Annotated in this window: 20 protein-coding genes; 11 read left to right on the plus strand and 9 right to left on the minus strand. The window is 61.8% G+C overall.

Annotated elements, in window-relative coordinates:
- The 3 genes from GH659_RS14985 to GH659_RS02000 form a co-directional block, all read right to left on the minus strand.
- Positions 1–156, minus strand: a 156-nt coding sequence (locus tag GH659_RS14985) for an aminotransferase class V-fold PLP-dependent enzyme (RefSeq protein ID WP_153109060.1), incomplete at its 3' end; no start/stop codon positions are given.
- Between the two features lie 149 nt (positions 157–305).
- The gene (gene panD / locus GH659_RS01995; RefSeq protein WP_246167645.1) at positions 306–680 is read right to left on the minus strand and encodes an aspartate 1-decarboxylase; all 375 of its coding nucleotides are present in this window, start codon (positions 678–680) and stop codon (positions 306–308) included.
- 104 nt (positions 681–784) lie between these two features.
- Complete coding sequence (locus GH659_RS02000) at positions 785–1,630, minus strand: cytochrome C assembly family protein (RefSeq protein WP_153109064.1); 846 nt, start codon at positions 1,628–1,630, stop codon at positions 785–787.
- 30 nt (positions 1,631–1,660) lie between these two features.
- Here GH659_RS02000 and ffh point away from each other — a divergent pair, with 30 nt between their 5' ends.
- Positions 1,661–3,016 carry a signal recognition particle protein gene (gene ffh, locus GH659_RS02005; protein ID WP_153109066.1) on the plus strand — a complete coding sequence of 452 codons (1,356 nt, stop codon included), beginning with the start codon at positions 1,661–1,663 and terminating at the stop codon, positions 3,014–3,016.
- A 15-nt stretch (positions 3,017–3,031) separates the two neighbouring features.
- Here ffh and GH659_RS02010 read toward each other — a convergent pair whose 3' ends face one another.
- Together GH659_RS02010 and GH659_RS02015 are read right to left on the minus strand one after the other, a co-directional pair.
- Positions 3,032–3,616: a lytic transglycosylase domain-containing protein gene (locus GH659_RS02010; protein ID WP_153109425.1), complete on the minus strand. Its 585-nt coding sequence runs from the start codon at positions 3,614–3,616 to the stop codon at positions 3,032–3,034.
- A gap of 29 nt (positions 3,617–3,645) precedes the next feature.
- The gene (locus tag GH659_RS02015) at positions 3,646–5,370 is read right to left on the minus strand and encodes a proline--tRNA ligase (protein WP_153109068.1); all 1,725 of its coding nucleotides are present in this window, start codon (positions 5,368–5,370) and stop codon (positions 3,646–3,648) included.
- 233 nt (positions 5,371–5,603) lie between these two features.
- Here GH659_RS02015 and GH659_RS02020 point away from each other — a divergent pair, with 233 nt between their 5' ends.
- The 3 genes from GH659_RS02020 to coq7 are packed head-to-tail and all read left to right on the plus strand — an operon-like array spanning position 5,604 to position 7,363.
- Positions 5,604–6,140 carry an RNA pyrophosphohydrolase gene (locus GH659_RS02020; protein ID WP_153109070.1) on the plus strand — a complete coding sequence of 179 codons (537 nt, stop codon included), beginning with the start codon at positions 5,604–5,606 and terminating at the stop codon, positions 6,138–6,140.
- Between the two features lie 44 nt (positions 6,141–6,184).
- On the plus strand, positions 6,185–6,724 hold the full coding sequence (locus GH659_RS02025) for a CNP1-like family protein (RefSeq protein ID WP_153109071.1): 540 nt from the start codon (positions 6,185–6,187) through the stop codon (positions 6,722–6,724).
- 18 nt (positions 6,725–6,742) lie between these two features.
- Complete coding sequence (gene coq7 / locus GH659_RS02030) at positions 6,743–7,363, plus strand: 2-polyprenyl-3-methyl-6-methoxy-1,4-benzoquinone monooxygenase (protein ID WP_153109073.1); 621 nt, start codon at positions 6,743–6,745, stop codon at positions 7,361–7,363.
- A gap of 71 nt (positions 7,364–7,434) precedes the next feature.
- On the opposite strand, the gene GH659_RS02035 is transcribed toward coq7, so the two are convergent.
- The 4 genes from GH659_RS02035 to GH659_RS02050 form a co-directional block, all read right to left on the minus strand.
- Complete coding sequence (locus GH659_RS02035; protein WP_153109075.1) at positions 7,435–7,854, minus strand: OsmC family protein; 420 nt, start codon at positions 7,852–7,854, stop codon at positions 7,435–7,437.
- Positions 7,855–7,982: 128 nt separating this feature from the next.
- The gene (locus GH659_RS02040) at positions 7,983–8,552 is read right to left on the minus strand and encodes an acetate uptake transporter (RefSeq protein WP_153109076.1); all 570 of its coding nucleotides are present in this window, start codon (positions 8,550–8,552) and stop codon (positions 7,983–7,985) included.
- Positions 8,553–8,703: 151 nt separating this feature from the next.
- Positions 8,704–8,997: a N(2)-fixation sustaining protein CowN gene (gene cowN / locus GH659_RS02045; protein WP_153109078.1), complete on the minus strand. Its 294-nt coding sequence runs from the start codon at positions 8,995–8,997 to the stop codon at positions 8,704–8,706.
- A 48-nt stretch (positions 8,998–9,045) separates the two neighbouring features.
- Positions 9,046–9,771 carry a Crp/Fnr family transcriptional regulator gene (locus GH659_RS02050; RefSeq protein ID WP_153109080.1) on the minus strand — a complete coding sequence of 242 codons (726 nt, stop codon included), beginning with the start codon at positions 9,769–9,771 and terminating at the stop codon, positions 9,046–9,048.
- 268 nt (positions 9,772–10,039) lie between these two features.
- Between GH659_RS02050 and moaA the strand changes: the two genes are divergently transcribed.
- From moaA to mobA, 7 genes are read left to right on the plus strand one after another with little or no spacing between them, the layout of a single operon-like run.
- The gene (moaA, locus tag GH659_RS02055; RefSeq protein WP_281349697.1) at positions 10,040–11,086 is read left to right on the plus strand and encodes a GTP 3',8-cyclase MoaA; all 1,047 of its coding nucleotides are present in this window, start codon (positions 10,040–10,042) and stop codon (positions 11,084–11,086) included.
- A 21-nt stretch (positions 11,087–11,107) separates the two neighbouring features.
- A complete protein-coding gene (moaC, locus tag GH659_RS02060; RefSeq protein WP_211364075.1) occupies positions 11,108–11,626 on the plus strand; it encodes a cyclic pyranopterin monophosphate synthase MoaC in 519 nt (172 codons plus the stop codon).
- Positions 11,623–11,865, plus strand: a complete 243-nt coding sequence (locus GH659_RS02065; RefSeq protein ID WP_153109082.1) for a MoaD/ThiS family protein — start codon at positions 11,623–11,625, stop codon at positions 11,863–11,865. The genes moaC and GH659_RS02065 overlap by 4 nt, the downstream gene beginning before the upstream one ends.
- 1 nt (position 11,866) lies before the next feature.
- Positions 11,867–12,292, plus strand: a complete 426-nt coding sequence (locus tag GH659_RS02070; RefSeq protein WP_153109083.1) for a molybdenum cofactor biosynthesis protein MoaE — start codon at positions 11,867–11,869, stop codon at positions 12,290–12,292.
- Entirely contained in the window at positions 12,289–12,825 is a 537-nt protein-coding gene (locus GH659_RS02075) for an endonuclease domain-containing protein (RefSeq protein WP_153109085.1), read from the plus strand. Before GH659_RS02070 ends, GH659_RS02075 begins: the two co-directional genes overlap by 4 nt.
- Positions 12,822–13,319: a molybdopterin-guanine dinucleotide biosynthesis protein B gene (gene mobB / locus GH659_RS02080; protein WP_153109087.1), complete on the plus strand. Its 498-nt coding sequence runs from the start codon at positions 12,822–12,824 to the stop codon at positions 13,317–13,319. The genes GH659_RS02075 and mobB overlap by 4 nt, the downstream gene beginning before the upstream one ends.
- Positions 13,316–13,915: a molybdenum cofactor guanylyltransferase gene (mobA, locus tag GH659_RS02085; protein WP_153109089.1), complete on the plus strand. Its 600-nt coding sequence runs from the start codon at positions 13,316–13,318 to the stop codon at positions 13,913–13,915. Before mobB ends, mobA begins: the two co-directional genes overlap by 4 nt.
- The last annotated feature ends 1 nt before the right edge of the window (position 13,916 follow it).

The following is a 13,916-nucleotide window of genomic DNA, read 5'->3' on the forward strand; positions in this document are numbered from 1 at the left end:
GTCGGCCTGAATGCTCATGTATTCCTTGCCGCGGTGCGACATCTCCATGACCGACATGCCCGAACCGTGCCAGTCGAGCAGTTCGTCACGGGCTTGTTCGAAGACCGCCTGCGGCAGCATGGCGGGACCGGAGCTGAAGTTGTAGATGCGTGTCATGGCGGTGTTCCGTGTAAGGGTGGGCAATGAAGTTGCAAGGATGATTCGGTCTGGGGGCGGTTTTTCCCGGCAGACTAAAGTAAAAAGCCTCGGCTGGAGAGGCGGCCGAGGCTTTGAGGATCGCTCGCAGGTGCGTTGCGCGGTGTGGCTCAGCAGGCTTCGGACTGGACCGGAATGGCGTTGCTCGTACGAACGATGTTGTTCTTCTCGTCGACGTAGATCAGCGACGGCTTGTGTTCGGCGATTTCCTGCTCGTCGAAAATGCCGAAGGTGGCAATGATCAGCAGGTCGCCGGGGGCCGCGCGGCGCGCGGCAGAGCCATTGACCGAGATGATGCCCGATCCTGCTTCGGCGCGGATGGCGTAGGTCGTAAACCGCTCGCCGTTGTTGATGTTCCAGATGTCGACTTCTTCGTTTTCGAGAATGTTGGCGGCTCTGAGCAAGTTTTCGTCGATGGCGCAGGAACCTTCGTAGTGCAACTCCGAATGAGTGGCGGTTACGCGGTGCAGCTTCGACTTCAGCATCCTTCTCTGCATGATCTTTCCGTGCGGGTTGTATCAAGGGGGCTGATATTCTTAGCGCTAAACCTGCCGTTGTCAACGCAAGTCGTCAATTATGCCGTGCCTGATCAGCCGATCCGCCCAAGCAGGACTTCGAGCACGAAACGGCTGCCGATGTAGGCCAGGAAAAGCAGCGCGAATCCCGCCAGCGTCCAGCGCAGCGCTACCCGGCCGCGCCACCCGTAGATGTGCCGGCCAAGCAACAGGGCAGCGTAGATTCCCCAGGAAGCAAAGGCAAACAGCGTCTTGTGGTCGAGCGTGATGGCCTTGCCGAAAATGGCTTCCGAGAAGATGAGGCCGCTGGCGAGTGCGGCGGTCAGCAGGGTGAAGGCGACGCCGATCATCCTGAACAACATCGTTTCGAGCGTCATCAGCGGCGGCAGGTGGTCGAGGCATGGCGACAGGTTCTTGTGATGCAGCCTGCGCTCGACGAGCCCCATGAAGATGGCGTGCAGCGCCGAGAGGGTGAACAGGCTGTAAGCCAGCATGGCGGTCAGGAAGTGCAGCATGAAGCCCCAGGCGTTGGCGTGGGCAATCGGGTGTCGTTGCGGGAAGATGAGGGGCAAGAGAACGCTGGCGGCGGCCAGCGGCAGTACCAGCGGCTGCAGTCCGTCGACGCGTGAGTGCCGTCCCTCGAGCCAGTAAATGGCTACCGCGAGCCAGAGCATTAGCGAGAAGGCCAGGCTGAAGGAGAAATGCATGCCGTCTGCGTCGAACAGGCTGTCGGCAAGCGGGAGCGCGTGCACTGCCAGGGCGGTGAGGGTCGCCGGGCGTTCCCAGGCAGCCGGTGTTTTCTTCGTGAAGCCGGGGGCTTGCCAGCGGGAGCGCCAGAAGTGGAAGGCGAGCGCGGCGTAAAGCACGCTCGCCGCAATCGGCGCAATCATCGGCAGAAGGTGCAGTAGAATATCCGGCATTTTTTGAGTTTACACCAAGCCGGAAATCAAATGCTCGACAACCTGACCCAACGCCTTGCCCGCGTAATGAAGACGCTGCGCGGCGAAGCGCGCCTGACTGAAGACAATATTGCCGATGCCCTGCGCGAGGTTCGTTTGGCGCTGCTGGAGGCCGACGTCGCGCTGCCGGCGGTCAAGGCCTTCATCACTGCCGTCAAGGAAAAGGCGGTCGGTGAGGAGGTGATCGGTTCGTTGAGCCCGGGGCAGGCGCTGATCGGTGTGGTGCATCGGGAACTGACGGCGCTGATGGGCGAGGCGCACACCGGCCTCAATCTGGCGACGACGCCGCCGGCCATCGTGCTCATGGCCGGTTTGCAGGGGGCTGGTAAAACCACCACCGTCGGCAAGCTCGCCAAGCTGCTGCGCGAGACGCAGAAGAAGAAAGTGCTGGTCGTTTCCTGCGACGTTTATCGTCCCGCCGCGATCGAGCAGTTGAAGACGGTGGCCGAACAGGCCGGCGTCGACTTTTTCCCCTCGTTGCCGACCGACAAGCCGCTCGATATCGCACGCAATGCGGTCGATTGGGCCAAGCGCCACTACCACGATGTTCTGCTCGTCGACACGGCCGGCCGCTTGTCGATCGACGAGGCGATGATGAAGGAAATCGCCGAGTTGCATACGGCGCTCAAACCGATCGAGACCTTGTTTGTCGTCGATGCCATGCTCGGTCAGGACGCGATCAACACGGCCAAGGCGTTCAGCGATGCGCTGCCGCTGACTGGCGTCATCCTGACCAAACTCGACGGCGATTCGCGCGGCGGCGCGGCGCTGTCTGTGCGCCATATCACCGGCAAGCCGATCAAGTTCGCCGGCGTCGGCGAGAAGCTGGGCGGCATCGAACCGTTCCATCCGGAGCGGATGGCGTCTCGAATCCTCGGCATGGGCGACGTGCTGTCGCTGATCGAGGATGCGCGCAAGGGGATCGATGAGCAGAAGGCCGTCGAGTTCGCCAAGAAACTGAAGTCGGGCAAGGGCTTTGATCTGAACGATTTCAAGGACCAGATCGGCCAGATGCGCAAGATGGGCGGCATCACGTCGATGCTCGACAAGCTGCCGGCGCAGTTTGCCCAGGCGGCGGGCCAGTTGCCGGTCGGGACCGAGGATAAAATGATCCGGCGCATCGAAGGCATCATCAATTCGATGACGTCGGACGAGCGCAGCAAGCCGGAATTGATCAAGGCGTCGCGCAAGCGGCGCATTGCCACCGGGGCTGGCGTTCAGGTGCAGGAAGTCAATCGTCTGCTCAAGCAGTTCGAGCAGACGCAGAAAGTGATGAAGCAGTTTTCCAAGGGCGGTATCGGCAAGCTGATGCGCGGCATGAAGGGCATGATGCCGGGCATGCGCTGACGAGCCTGCCGGGGGTTACGGCGTCGCCCGTTTCCCCTCGTTGGCCGCCGCCAGACGGCGGCTGTTGTAAAGCCACTGGCCGTGCCAGGCGCCCCGGACAAGGTTCGGGTACTGCGGCTTACCGAGGCTGCCGTTGTAGCGGCCGAGCGCGCGGTACAGGTCGCCCTTCTCGATGTCGAGATAGTGGCGCAGGATCGTGCAGCCGTAACGCAGGTTGGTGCGCAGGTGGAACAGGTTGTCCTCGGTGCCGCCGATCACTTTCATCCAGAACGGCATGACCTGCATGAAGCCGCGGGCGCCGGCCGATGAGACAGCGTATTTCTTGAAGCCGCTTTCCACCTGAATCAGTCCGAGGACCAGCTGCGGGTCGAGTCCGGCGCGCGTCGCCTCATAGTGCACGGCGCGCAGGAATTCGAGGCGGTTGTCCCGGTCGGGGATGCGTTTTTCGAGTCGCCGCGACATCTCGGTGAGCCATTCGATGCCTTCGATCGGGTCGCGGAACGAGCTTTTCGGCGGCGCCTGATCGGCCAGCGAGCGTGAGAGCGCGGCTCGCACGCTGGCCGACAGCGGCTCGTATTTCTGTGCCCCGGCCAGTGCCATGGCCGGGAGCAGCAAAACGAGGAGAAAGCTCAGGCGGCGCACAGTTTCGCTTTGAGGAACTCGACAACCGTCTCGGCCGACACCATCTGCGCTTCGGCATCGGTGCGACCCTTGTATTCCAGCTTGCCTTCGCCAAGGCCGCGCTCACCGACAACGACGCGGTGCGGGATGCCGATCAGCTCCATGTCAGCAAACATGGAGCCGGGGCGTTCGTTGCGGTCATCGAGCAGCACGTCGACGCCGGCCGCCTTGAGGTCGGCATAGAGCTTGTCGGTGGCTTCCTTGACCGCTTCGCTTTTGGCGTAGCCCATCGGCACGATGCAGACCTCGAACGGGGCGATCGCCTTCGGGAAGATGATGCCGCGCTCGTCGTGATTCTGTTCGATGGCGGCGCCGACGATGCGCGAGACGCCAATTCCATAGCAGCCCATTTCCATGGTCTGGCTCTGGCCGTTGACGTCGAGGTAGGCGCACTTGAGGGCTTCGGCGTAGCGCTTGCGCAGCTGGAAGATGTGACCGACTTCGATGCCGCGGCAGAGTTCGAGCGTGCCCTGGCCGTCCGGCGACGGGTCGCCGGCGACGACATCGCGCAGGTCGGCGACGGCTGTGGGTTCCGGCAGGTCGCGACCGAAGTTGACACCGGTCAGGTGATGGCCTGCATCGTTGGCGCCGCAGATGAAGTCGCTCATCACGGCGACAGCGCGGTCGGTATAGACCGGAATGTTGCCGATGCCGACCGGGCCGATGTAACCCGGCTTGCAACCGAGCGCCTCGACGATTTCCTCGTCGCGGGCAAAGCGGAAATCGCCGACAACCTTCTGCGCCTTGATTTCGTTGAGATCATGGTCGCCGCGCAGCAGGAGCAGGGCGAATTGCGGGGCCGTGTCTTCTTCCGGTGTGCGCATGATGGCAATGGCTTTCACCATCTGCGTCAGCGGCGCATTGAGGAAGGCAGCGACATCTTCGCACTTGGTCTTGTTTGGCGTGGCGACCTTGGTCATCGCTGCGGTTGCGGCGGCACGCGTCTGAGTCGGTGCCAAGGCTTCGGCCAGTTCGACGTTGGCGGCATAGCCGGAGGCGGGGCAATAGGCGAGCGCGTCTTCGCCCGAGTCGGCGAGGACGTGGAATTCATGTGAGCCGGTGCCGCCGATCGATCCCGTGTCGGCGGCAACGGCGCGGAATTGCAGGCCGAGGCGCTGGAATATCCGCGTGTAGGTGTCGTACATGTTGGCGTATTCGCGCTGCAGGTCTTCAAAGCTGGTGTGGAAGGAGTAACCGTCCTTCATCAGGAATTCGCGGCCGCGCATGACGCCGAAGCGCGGCCGGATTTCATCGCGGAACTTCATCTGGATCTGGTAGAAGTGCAGCGGCAACTGGCGGTAGCTCTTCACTTCCTTGCGCACGACGTCGGTCACGACTTCCTCGTGCGTCGGGCCGATGACGAATTCGCGCTGGTGGCGGTCTTTCAGGCGCAGCAGCTCGGGGCCGTATTTCTCCCAGCGCCCGGATTCCTGCCAGAGTTCGGCCGGTTGCACGGCCGGCATGGAGAGTTCGATGGCCCCGGCAGTGTTCATTTCCTCGCGGACGATGTTTTCGACCTTGCGCAGTACGCGCAGGCCCAACGGCATCCATGTATAGATGCCACCGGCGAGGCGTTTGATCAGGCCGGCACGCATCATCAGTTTGTGACTGACGATTTCGGCGTCGGACGGGGCTTCCTTGAGCGTGGAAATGAAGAATTTCGAGGTGCGCATGGGGTTGGCTTATGTGTTCGTGAAAAGAAACGGATTCTACAAGACTGACCTGCCGAACGCGATGCGCGCGATTGTCTGTGGCGCGAAAACAGGTTGATTCGGTGTGTTTTTTGTTGTTCCGATCGGGCTCTCTATTGCCCTTCGGCAGGGCTTCCGGCAAGGCGCCAAACTTTCCTTGGCCCCTGAAATATGAAAGAATATCGACCAACTAACATTCTTGGCAGGTTATCAAAATGCTCGATCGCGAAGGCTATCGCCCGAACGTCGGCATCATTCTATGTAACGCAAAAAACGAGGTTTTTTGGGGAAAGCGTATCCGGGAGCATTCGTGGCAGTTTCCGCAGGGCGGAATCAATCGGGGAGAGACTCCCGAGCAGGCGATGTATCGGGAGCTTTACGAAGAGGTTGGGTTACGTCCCGAGCATGTCTCCATCCTTGGCCGCACAAAAGACTGGTTGCGTTACGATGTGCCGACCCACTGGGTCAAACGCGAATGGCGTGGAAGTTACCGGGGGCAAAAGCAGATCTGGTTTCTGTTGCGCCTCGTCGGGCGCGACAGCGATGTCTGCCTGCGCGCCAGCGACCACCCAGAATTCGATGCCTGGCGCTGGAACACCTATTGGGTGTCGCTTGACTCGGTAATTGAATTCAAGCGTCATGTTTATGAGCAGGCGCTCAATGAACTTGCGCGCTATCTCGATGCCGACCATCGCCGTGTACGGCGCGATCGGGAAAAATCGCACGGGGCTGCCGGGCTCTCGGGAAAGTAATCAGGCGTCCGGCGTTACTTTTCATTTATAAGGGTAAGGTGCCGATGATCCGAACGGGGTTTTTCAGAAGGGCGGTTCTGTCCATTGTTGCGCTGGTATGGTTCTCGGCGCAGGTGGGCGCGGTTGGGTTCGACAGCGATTTCGATGAGGAAGAGAAACCCTGGCGTGAAATCGAAGTGCAGTTGCCGACGTTTCCCGAATCGGCGAACCTGATCCCGTTCAAGGTCGGCTCGGTCAGCGACAAGAAATTCATGGTCGACGGCAACTCGATTTCCGTCGGTGCGGATGGGGTGATCCGCTACACCCTCGTCATTGTCAGCGACTCGGGGGCGCAGAACATCAGTTATGAGGGTATGCGCTGCCTGACGGGCGAGCGACGCGTCTATGCTTTCGGTCGCAGCGACAAGACGTGGTCCAGGGCGCGCAGCAATGCATGGACGAAGATCCGGGGCGGAACCAATGATTACCGGATTGATCTATTTGCAAACTTCTTTTGCATCATCGATGCGCCGACGCTTCGCGACGCTGAGGATGTGCGGCGGGTGTTGCGGAGTGGTGGGGCGACATCCGAAATGCGACCCTGAAAAGAAAGGGGCTCTGGCATGATTGATTCGCTGATCATCGAATTTGACAAGGCGCTGCGTACTCTTTTCGTTCCCGCGCCGACGGTGCGCCCCGTTCCGGGCGGCGCGGCTCCCGGCAACGAGTTGACTGAAGCCGAGCGGACGCATGCCGGGGCGCTGATGCGTATCAACCACGTCGGTGAAATCTGCGCGCAAGCACTCTATCAGGGGCAGGCTCTGGCCTGCCGTGATCCGCATGTCCGGGACGAGTTGAAGAAGTCCGGCCAGGAGGAAACCGAGCATCTGGCCTGGACCGAGCACCGTATCTCGGAGCTGGGCGGACGCAAGAGCTTGCTCAACCCGTTCTGGTATGCCGGCGCGTTCTCCTTTGGCGTGGTGGCCGGCAAGTGCGGCGATGACTGGAGTCTGGGTTTTCTTGCCGAGACGGAACGTCAGGTCGAAGCGCATCTGGATCACCATCTGTCGGAACTGCCGACCGCCGATGCCAAGTCACGGGCGATCGTCGAGCAGATGAAAGCCGACGAAGTGGCGCATGCCGAGAAGGCCGAGCAACTCGGGGCGCGCCCGTTGCCGTCGGTTGTCCGGCAAGGGATGCGCGCGGCCGCAAAGGTCATGACGAGTCTGACCTATTACGTCTGACGGATGTAAAAAAGCCGCCAAATGCTGGCGGCTTTTGTGGGTGCCCAAAGGCGCGTGAAGTGCTGGCTATTTTAGCCTTCAATGATCTCGAAATCGTGCGTGATTTCAGCGGTTTGGCCGAGCATGATCGAGGCCGAGCAGTACTTCCCCTTTGAGAGTTCAATGGCGCGTTCCACCGCTTCCGGCTTCAACTGTTTGCCCTTGACCACAAAGTGGAAGTGGATTTTGGTGAATACCTTCGGATCGACCTCGGCGCGTTCGGCTTGCAGGCTGACTTCACAGGCGGTGATGGCGTGACGGCCTTTTTTGAGGATCATGACGACGTCGAATGCCGTACAGCCGCCTGCGCCCGCGAGCAGCATTTCCATCGGCCGCGGCGCCAGATTGCGGCCGCCCGCTTCCGGCGCGCCATCCATCACGACGGCGTGGCCGCTGCCGGTCTCGGCGACAAACGACATTCCGCCATCAATCCATTTGACTTTGCATTCCATGAGATTTCCGTTTTGACGATGTTTGGTGGGTGTAACGGCCGCATTTTAGCGGTGCCGATGTCTGATGTGCGGACGAAAAAAAGCCGGCCACATTGCAGCGGCCGGCTTTTTTGGGCGAAGAATCCGGATTACTTCGGTGCGCCGAGCGGCAGCACGATGCGGCCGTAAACTTCGTTCAGCACCTGGGCAACGGCGCAGTAGAGCGCCAGGCTGCCGCAAACGATGCCTTCGTAGCCGGCGATGTGGGCGATCGCTTCGTTACCGGTGGCTTTTTCGATGGTCAGCAACGCAAAGAGGATGACCAGCGTGCCGAAGATCAGTTGCAGGCAGCGCGAGAGCTTGAAGGTGCCGATGAACATGAAGAAGCTGAAGATGCCCCAGACGCCGAGGTAGGCGGCGAAGGAGGTGCCGGTTTCCGGCGCAAAGCCCATCTTCGGCAGGGCGATCAGACCAACCAGCGTCAGCCAGAAAGCGCCGTAGGAGGTGAAGGCGGTAGCGCCGAAGGTGTTGCCGATTTTCCATTCCTGCACGCCGGCGATCATTTGCGAGATGCCGCCGAAGAAGATGCCCATGGCCAGGATCGAGCTGGTCAGCGGAAAGAACCCCGCGTTGTGCAAGTTCAGCAGGATGGTGGTCAGACCAAAGCCGAGAAGGCCGAGAGGTGCGGGATTGGCCGGGTTGCCGGTCGGGTGAGACATTGGAACTCCTTGAAAAAATAAAAGGTTAGCGAATATTGCAGGAGGCCGCTTGGCCGCCGCGCAATAACCACAAATTCAGGAGGGCCGGATTGTACCTGTGAAGTCTCGCCAAGGCCATGATTATTTGCAAAATTTTCTTGTTTTACTGGCCTCAGCAGCACTCTTCTTCCAGCTGGACGAGCAGGCCCTGGGCCTCTTTGTCGCCGGTCTTGTCGAACAGGTCGCGCACCTGGTTGATATGGCAATGGATCAGGAACAGGTCGTCCGGTTTGGGGCCGCTGCGCGGCTGGCGCTTCTTCATGAAGTAAGTCCAGAACGGTAGATCATGCTCGACCAGTTGCATGTTCTTTTCGATCAGTTCCATGACTTTTCGCGCGTTCCCGTCACAGTCGATTCCGTCGAAGGTTTTGTAGCGGTCGGTTTTCTGTTGGCAGCTGCAGCTCATGGTGGCTCCTTGCAAATCAAATGGTTCGACGCAGTTTAGGGCAGGCGTCTAGCCGAGTCTGTCGGCTGGCCGACAATTCGCGGCATCGCCATCGCCGATGTGTCGGCTGAGCGCGTCCGGCGCTGGAATGACCAGCGTGCGGCGGCCGCGCCGTGCGAGAAGGCCGTCGCGCTCCCATTGGTTGATCAGCGATGAGACGGTCTGGCGGGTCGTGCCGAGCAAGCTGGCGATGTCCTCGGTCGAGAGTTCGAGTTCGATCAGCCAGCCTTCGTCGCAAGGCTGGCCGCAGCGGTGAACGCGGCCGAGCAGGAAGCGGGCGAGGCGCTGCGGTACTTCGCGAAAGGCGAGATCGGCGATGAGATCGACCGAGTTGGAGAGAATCCGGCCGAGCACGCGCATCATGACCGGCGTGATCGAGGCGTCGCGTGCCAAACGGTGCGAGAAGCTGGTTGTGTCGGTGACGAAAATGCTGCTCGGCACTACGGCTTGCAGATAGGTCGGCGTGTGGGTGGTGAAAATCTCGCCCGGTTCGAGAAAGCACAGGGTGAGTTCGCGATTGGTGTCGGTCAGGTAAACACGCAGGCGCCCCGCATGGACGATGAACACCTGATCCCGAGTGGCGGACGGGGTGGAGAGTAGCTCTCCCTTGCCCAGCTGGCGAGGCGTAAAACCGCCGGATGGCGGGTTGGCGTGTTGTTGGTGCAACAGCGAATCGAGCCAGTCGTGCAGGTGCGGCGGTCGTGTGTTGTCGGAGGGGGCGTGCCGTGGGGTCATGAGAAACGTGAAGCAAAAACAGCGCCGGTTTCGGAATTGCCGAGCTGTCAAGGCGCGCCGTTTTTTTGTCGCCCGCTTTTGGCGTGTTTGGGACATTTTTTCTGTGACAGGTGGCGTAGGGAACTGCCGTCCGTCCGTGGGGTCCTTTTAGCTGGTTCGTGGGCATGTGGCCGTGGCATGCCTGCCGTTTCCGGAACGTTGCGATTGCCTGGGTAGGGCGTTGAGCGTGCGAGCCAGGTTTTTCCTCGTCGCCTTCTTGGAGCTCCGTGTGAATGACGCAAATCCGCTGAAGTCCGCCGTAACCGATACCCTGCAGCGACCGTTGCGTGACCTGCGCATTTCGGTCACCGACCGCTGCAACCTGCGCTGCACCTACTGCATGCCGCGCGAGGTGTTCGGCAAGGGCTTCATCTTCCTGCAACGCGTCGAGCTGCTGAGCTTCGAGGAAATCACCCGTCTGGCCCGCTTGGCCATCGATCTTGGCGTACGCAAGATCCGCCTTTCCGGCGGCGAGCCGCTGTTGCGCCACGGCGTCGAACGCCTGATCGAGCAACTCGCGGGCTTGCCGACGACGGACGGCCAGCCGCTGGAAATCGCCATGACCACCAACGGCACCTTGCTGGCGAAGAAGGCGCAGTCGTTGAAGGATGCCGGTCTGACGCGCCTGACCGTCAGCCTCGACGCGTTGAGCGCAGCGACCTTCCGGCGCATGAGCGATTCGACGGCGTCGGTGGCGCAGGTGCTCGAAGGCATCGCCGCCGCGCAGGCGGTCGGCCTGGCGCCGCTCAAGGTCAATACGGTGGTCAAGCGCAGCGTCAACGAGGGCGAAATCCTGCCGCTCGTTCGCCATTTCCGTCACAACGGCGTCATCCTGCGCTTCATCGAATTTATGGACGTTGGTACGACCAATGGCTGGCGACTCGACGATGTGGTGACGGCGCGGGAAATTCTGAATCGGATCGATCGTGAATACCCGTTGCGGCCGGTCGATCCGAACTACGCCGGCGAAGTGGCCAAACGCTGGTCGTTCATCGACGGCGGCGGCGAAATCGGCGTTATCGCCTCGGTGACGCAGGCGTTTTGCCACGACTGCAGCCGGATGCGCCTGTCGACCGACGGCAAGCTCTACACCTGCCTGTTCGCCACCGCCGGCAGCGACCTGCGCGGTCCGTTGCGTGGCGGCGAGAGCGACGCGGCCCTGCGCCAGCGGATTGCCGAGGTTTGGGCGAGGCGCACCGACCGCTATTCGCAGTTGCGTCATGCGGCGACGGTGCAACCCGTGAAGCGTATCGAGATGTCGTATATTGGCGGCTGACTTTTCCGAGCGGGAGCACCCTTGAGCCATACGAGTGACAGCAACGACTTGACGCATTTTTCCCTCGCCGGCCGGGCGCGCATGGTCGATGTGTCGGCGAAGCCGGACAGCCATCGCGTCGCCATCGCGAGCGGCGTTTTGCGCCTGCGGCCGGCGACGCTGGAGCGCATCCGTGCCGGCACCGTCGCCAAGGGCAACGTGCTGGCGGTGGCCGACGTCGCCGCCGTGATGGCCGCCAAACGCACGCCGGAGACGATCCCGATGTGCCACTCGCTGCCTCTGTCCGGGGTGGACGTCCAGTTCGAGGAAATCCTCGACGCCGACAAGGAGGGCTGCCTCGGCATCCGGGCGACGGTGACCGCCAGTTGCGTCGGCCCGACCGGCGTCGAGATGGAGGCGCTGTGCGCGGTGAGCGCCGCGCTGCTCACCATCTACGATATGTGCAAGGCGATCGACCGCGGCATGCGCATCGAGAACGTCCAGCTCGAAGAAAAGCGCGGCGGCAAGAGCGGCGTGTGGTTGCGCGGGGAGTACAAATGATCCGGGTGTTGTTCTTCGGGCCGGTGGCCGATTGCATCGGTGCGCGGCAGATCGAGCTGCCGTATCGTGATGGCCTGCGCTGGCAGGACGTGCGCAACGAGCTGCAGCCGCGACATCCGGAGGCGTTTGCGCTGGTGTCGATTGTGGCCGTCAACGGCGAGCGTGTGCGCGACGAGGAAGGGGCGCCGCTGGCCGACGGCGCGGAAGTCGTCTTCATGTCGAGCTTTTCGGGAGGTTGAAATGGGCGCTGCCGTTCGTCTCCAATTGGAAGATTTTTCGCAGGACGAGGAAATCCGCGCCCTGCGCGCTACCTCGCAACGCATCGGCGGCATCGCCACTTTTCTCGGCTGCGCGCGCGATTTTTCCGAGGGGCGCGAAGTGTGCGAGATCGGCTTCGATGCCTACCGCCCGATGGCTCTCGCCGAACTCGAAAAGCTGCGCGCCGAGGCCATCGCCCGCTTTGCCCTGATCGAGGCGCGTATCGTTCATCGGCTGGGCGCCGTGCGCGCCGGCGATAACATCGTCTTCATTGCCACCGGCGCCGAACACCGCGCCCCGGCGCTCGACGCCTGCCGCTGGCTGATCGACGAACTCAAGGCGCGCGTACCGATCTGGAAGAAGGAAATCACGCCGAGTGGCGAAGCGTGGGTGACGCCGCATCCATGAAAGGGCTGACGAATCCGTCAATCGTAGGGAATTCGCTGCAGAAAACGCTGCGTAACCGCATGACAGATGCCGAGCAACGTCTGTGGCACCGTCTGCGCGGCCGCCAGCTCGCCGGCTGCAAGTTCCGGCGGCAGCATCCGTTTCTCGATTATGTTCTTGATTTCGTTTGTCTCGAAAAGTCGCTGGTTGTCGAGGTCGACGGCGGCCAGCATCTGGAAAGCGAGAGCGATCGTTTGCGCGATCAGCGGTTAGCCGAAGCTGGGTTGCGCGTGTTGCGCTTCTGGAATCACGAAGTCCTGCAAGAGACCGATGCGGTACTTGATGTGATTCTGGAAGCGCTGAACGCTGTGCATAACCATTCCTCCCCCTTCAAGGGGGAGGTCAGGAGGGGGATGGGGGCGGATTTCGGGGCAACGCGCGGCTCATCCTCCGATCAACCCCATTCCCCACCCAGCCGTCCAATCGCAAACGTCGCTGTCGCGACCTTCCCCCTTGAAGGGGGAGGTGTTGACGCCTCTAAGGTTCGCGCATGACACCGCCCGTCTTCATCTTTGTCGGCCACTCCAATGCTGGTAAAACGACTTTCGTCGAGAAGCTCATTCCGGAATTGACCGGGCGCGGCGTCAACGTGGCGACGATCAAGCATGCGCACCACAAGGTTGCCCTCGACACCGAGGGCAAGGACAGCTGGCGTCACAAGCAGGCGGGTGCGGCGATGAGCATGCTGGTGACGACCACCGCGCTGCAGCTGGTCGCCGATGCCGTCGACCGGCGCGAGCCGCAGCAACTGGCCGAACGATTCCTCGGCGAAGCCGACCTTGTGCTGGCCGAGGGCTTCTCGCAGGCGGCGGGGCCGAAGATCGAGGTGTTGCGCCGCGCCTGCGCCAAGCCACCGCGGTGCACGTTGGCGGACGGGCTGATCGCCCTCTTCACCGATTGTGCCGAGGTCTATCCGGAATTGCCGCATTTCGCGCTCGACGATGTGGCCGGGCTGGCCGATTTTCTGCTCCACTATAGGCAGCCATGATTGAAGACTGCACGGCGCTGATCCTCGCCGGCGGCGATTCGCGCCGCATGGGATTCGACAAGACGGCGCTGACATTGGACGGGCAGACCTTGCTGCAACGCGCCATTGAGCGCATGCAGGCGGTGTTTCCTCGGGTGCTGGTCAGCGTGCGCCAGCCGCGTGCCGACGTCGACGTGCCGCAGGTGTTCGACGCATTCCCCGACGCCGGGCCGTTGGCCGGCTTGTGTGCCGGGCTTGCTGAAGCAAAAACCGGCTGGGTCTTCGCCGTGGCCGCCGACATGCCTTTCGTGAGTCCGGCGCTGGTCGAACAACTGGCGGCGCGGCGCGAGGGCTTTGAGGCGGTTGTGCCGGTTGTAGGTGGTTGTCCGCAGCCGCTGGCCGCGTTTTATGCGGTGGCGGCGTTGCCTTCGCTCCGCGCGACGCTGGCCGGGCCGGGCAAGCACAGTCTGCGCGCGGCGCTGGAACGGTTGCTCGTTTGCCGTGTCGATGAAAAAAGCCTGCTGGCGGCCGATCCGGAACTCGCCAGCTTTGTCGACCTCGATACGCCGGCCGATGTGGCCGTGGCGAGGAACAATCAGCGAAAGGAAATTCTTTGAG

It is taken from the genome of Propionivibrio limicola, from assembly GCF_009469695.1.
GTDB classification, from domain to species: Bacteria; Pseudomonadota; Gammaproteobacteria; order Burkholderiales; family Rhodocyclaceae; genus Propionivibrio; species Propionivibrio limicola.

Excerpts from the sequence above, each read along its gene's own strand:
- mobA (WP_153109089.1), top strand. The coding sequence starts at position 13,316 with ATGATTGAAGACTGCACGGCGCTGATCCTCGCCGGCGGCGATTCGCGC.
- mobB (WP_153109087.1), top strand. The coding sequence starts at position 12,822 with ATGACACCGCCCGTCTTCATCTTTGTCGGCCACTCCAATGCTGGTAAA.
- panD (WP_246167645.1), bottom strand. The coding sequence starts at position 680 with ATGCTGAAGTCGAAGCTGCACCGCGTAACCGCCACTCATTCGGAGTTG.
- ffh (WP_153109066.1), top strand. The coding sequence starts at position 1,661 with ATGCTCGACAACCTGACCCAACGCCTTGCCCGCGTAATGAAGACGCTG.
- GH659_RS02040 (WP_153109076.1), bottom strand. The coding sequence starts at position 8,552 with ATGTCTCACCCGACCGGCAACCCGGCCAATCCCGCACCTCTCGGCCTT.
- GH659_RS02020 (WP_153109070.1), top strand. The coding sequence starts at position 5,604 with ATGCTCGATCGCGAAGGCTATCGCCCGAACGTCGGCATCATTCTATGT.
- GH659_RS02070 (WP_153109083.1), top strand. The coding sequence starts at position 11,867 with ATGGGCGCTGCCGTTCGTCTCCAATTGGAAGATTTTTCGCAGGACGAG.
- GH659_RS02075 (WP_153109085.1), top strand. The coding sequence starts at position 12,289 with ATGAAAGGGCTGACGAATCCGTCAATCGTAGGGAATTCGCTGCAGAAA.
- GH659_RS02000 (WP_153109064.1), bottom strand. The coding sequence starts at position 1,630 with ATGCCGGATATTCTACTGCACCTTCTGCCGATGATTGCGCCGATTGCG.
- coq7 (WP_153109073.1), top strand. The coding sequence starts at position 6,743 with ATGATTGATTCGCTGATCATCGAATTTGACAAGGCGCTGCGTACTCTT.
- GH659_RS02065 (WP_153109082.1), top strand. The coding sequence starts at position 11,623 with ATGATCCGGGTGTTGTTCTTCGGGCCGGTGGCCGATTGCATCGGTGCG.
- GH659_RS02015 (WP_153109068.1), bottom strand. The coding sequence starts at position 5,370 with ATGCGCACCTCGAAATTCTTCATTTCCACGCTCAAGGAAGCCCCGTCC.
- GH659_RS02050 (WP_153109080.1), bottom strand. The coding sequence starts at position 9,771 with ATGACCCCACGGCACGCCCCCTCCGACAACACACGACCGCCGCACCTG.
- cowN (WP_153109078.1), bottom strand. The coding sequence starts at position 8,997 with ATGAGCTGCAGCTGCCAACAGAAAACCGACCGCTACAAAACCTTCGAC.
- GH659_RS02035 (WP_153109075.1), bottom strand. The coding sequence starts at position 7,854 with ATGGAATGCAAAGTCAAATGGATTGATGGCGGAATGTCGTTTGTCGCC.
- GH659_RS02025 (WP_153109071.1), top strand. The coding sequence starts at position 6,185 with ATGATCCGAACGGGGTTTTTCAGAAGGGCGGTTCTGTCCATTGTTGCG.
- GH659_RS02010 (WP_153109425.1), bottom strand. The coding sequence starts at position 3,616 with ATGGCACTGGCCGGGGCACAGAAATACGAGCCGCTGTCGGCCAGCGTG.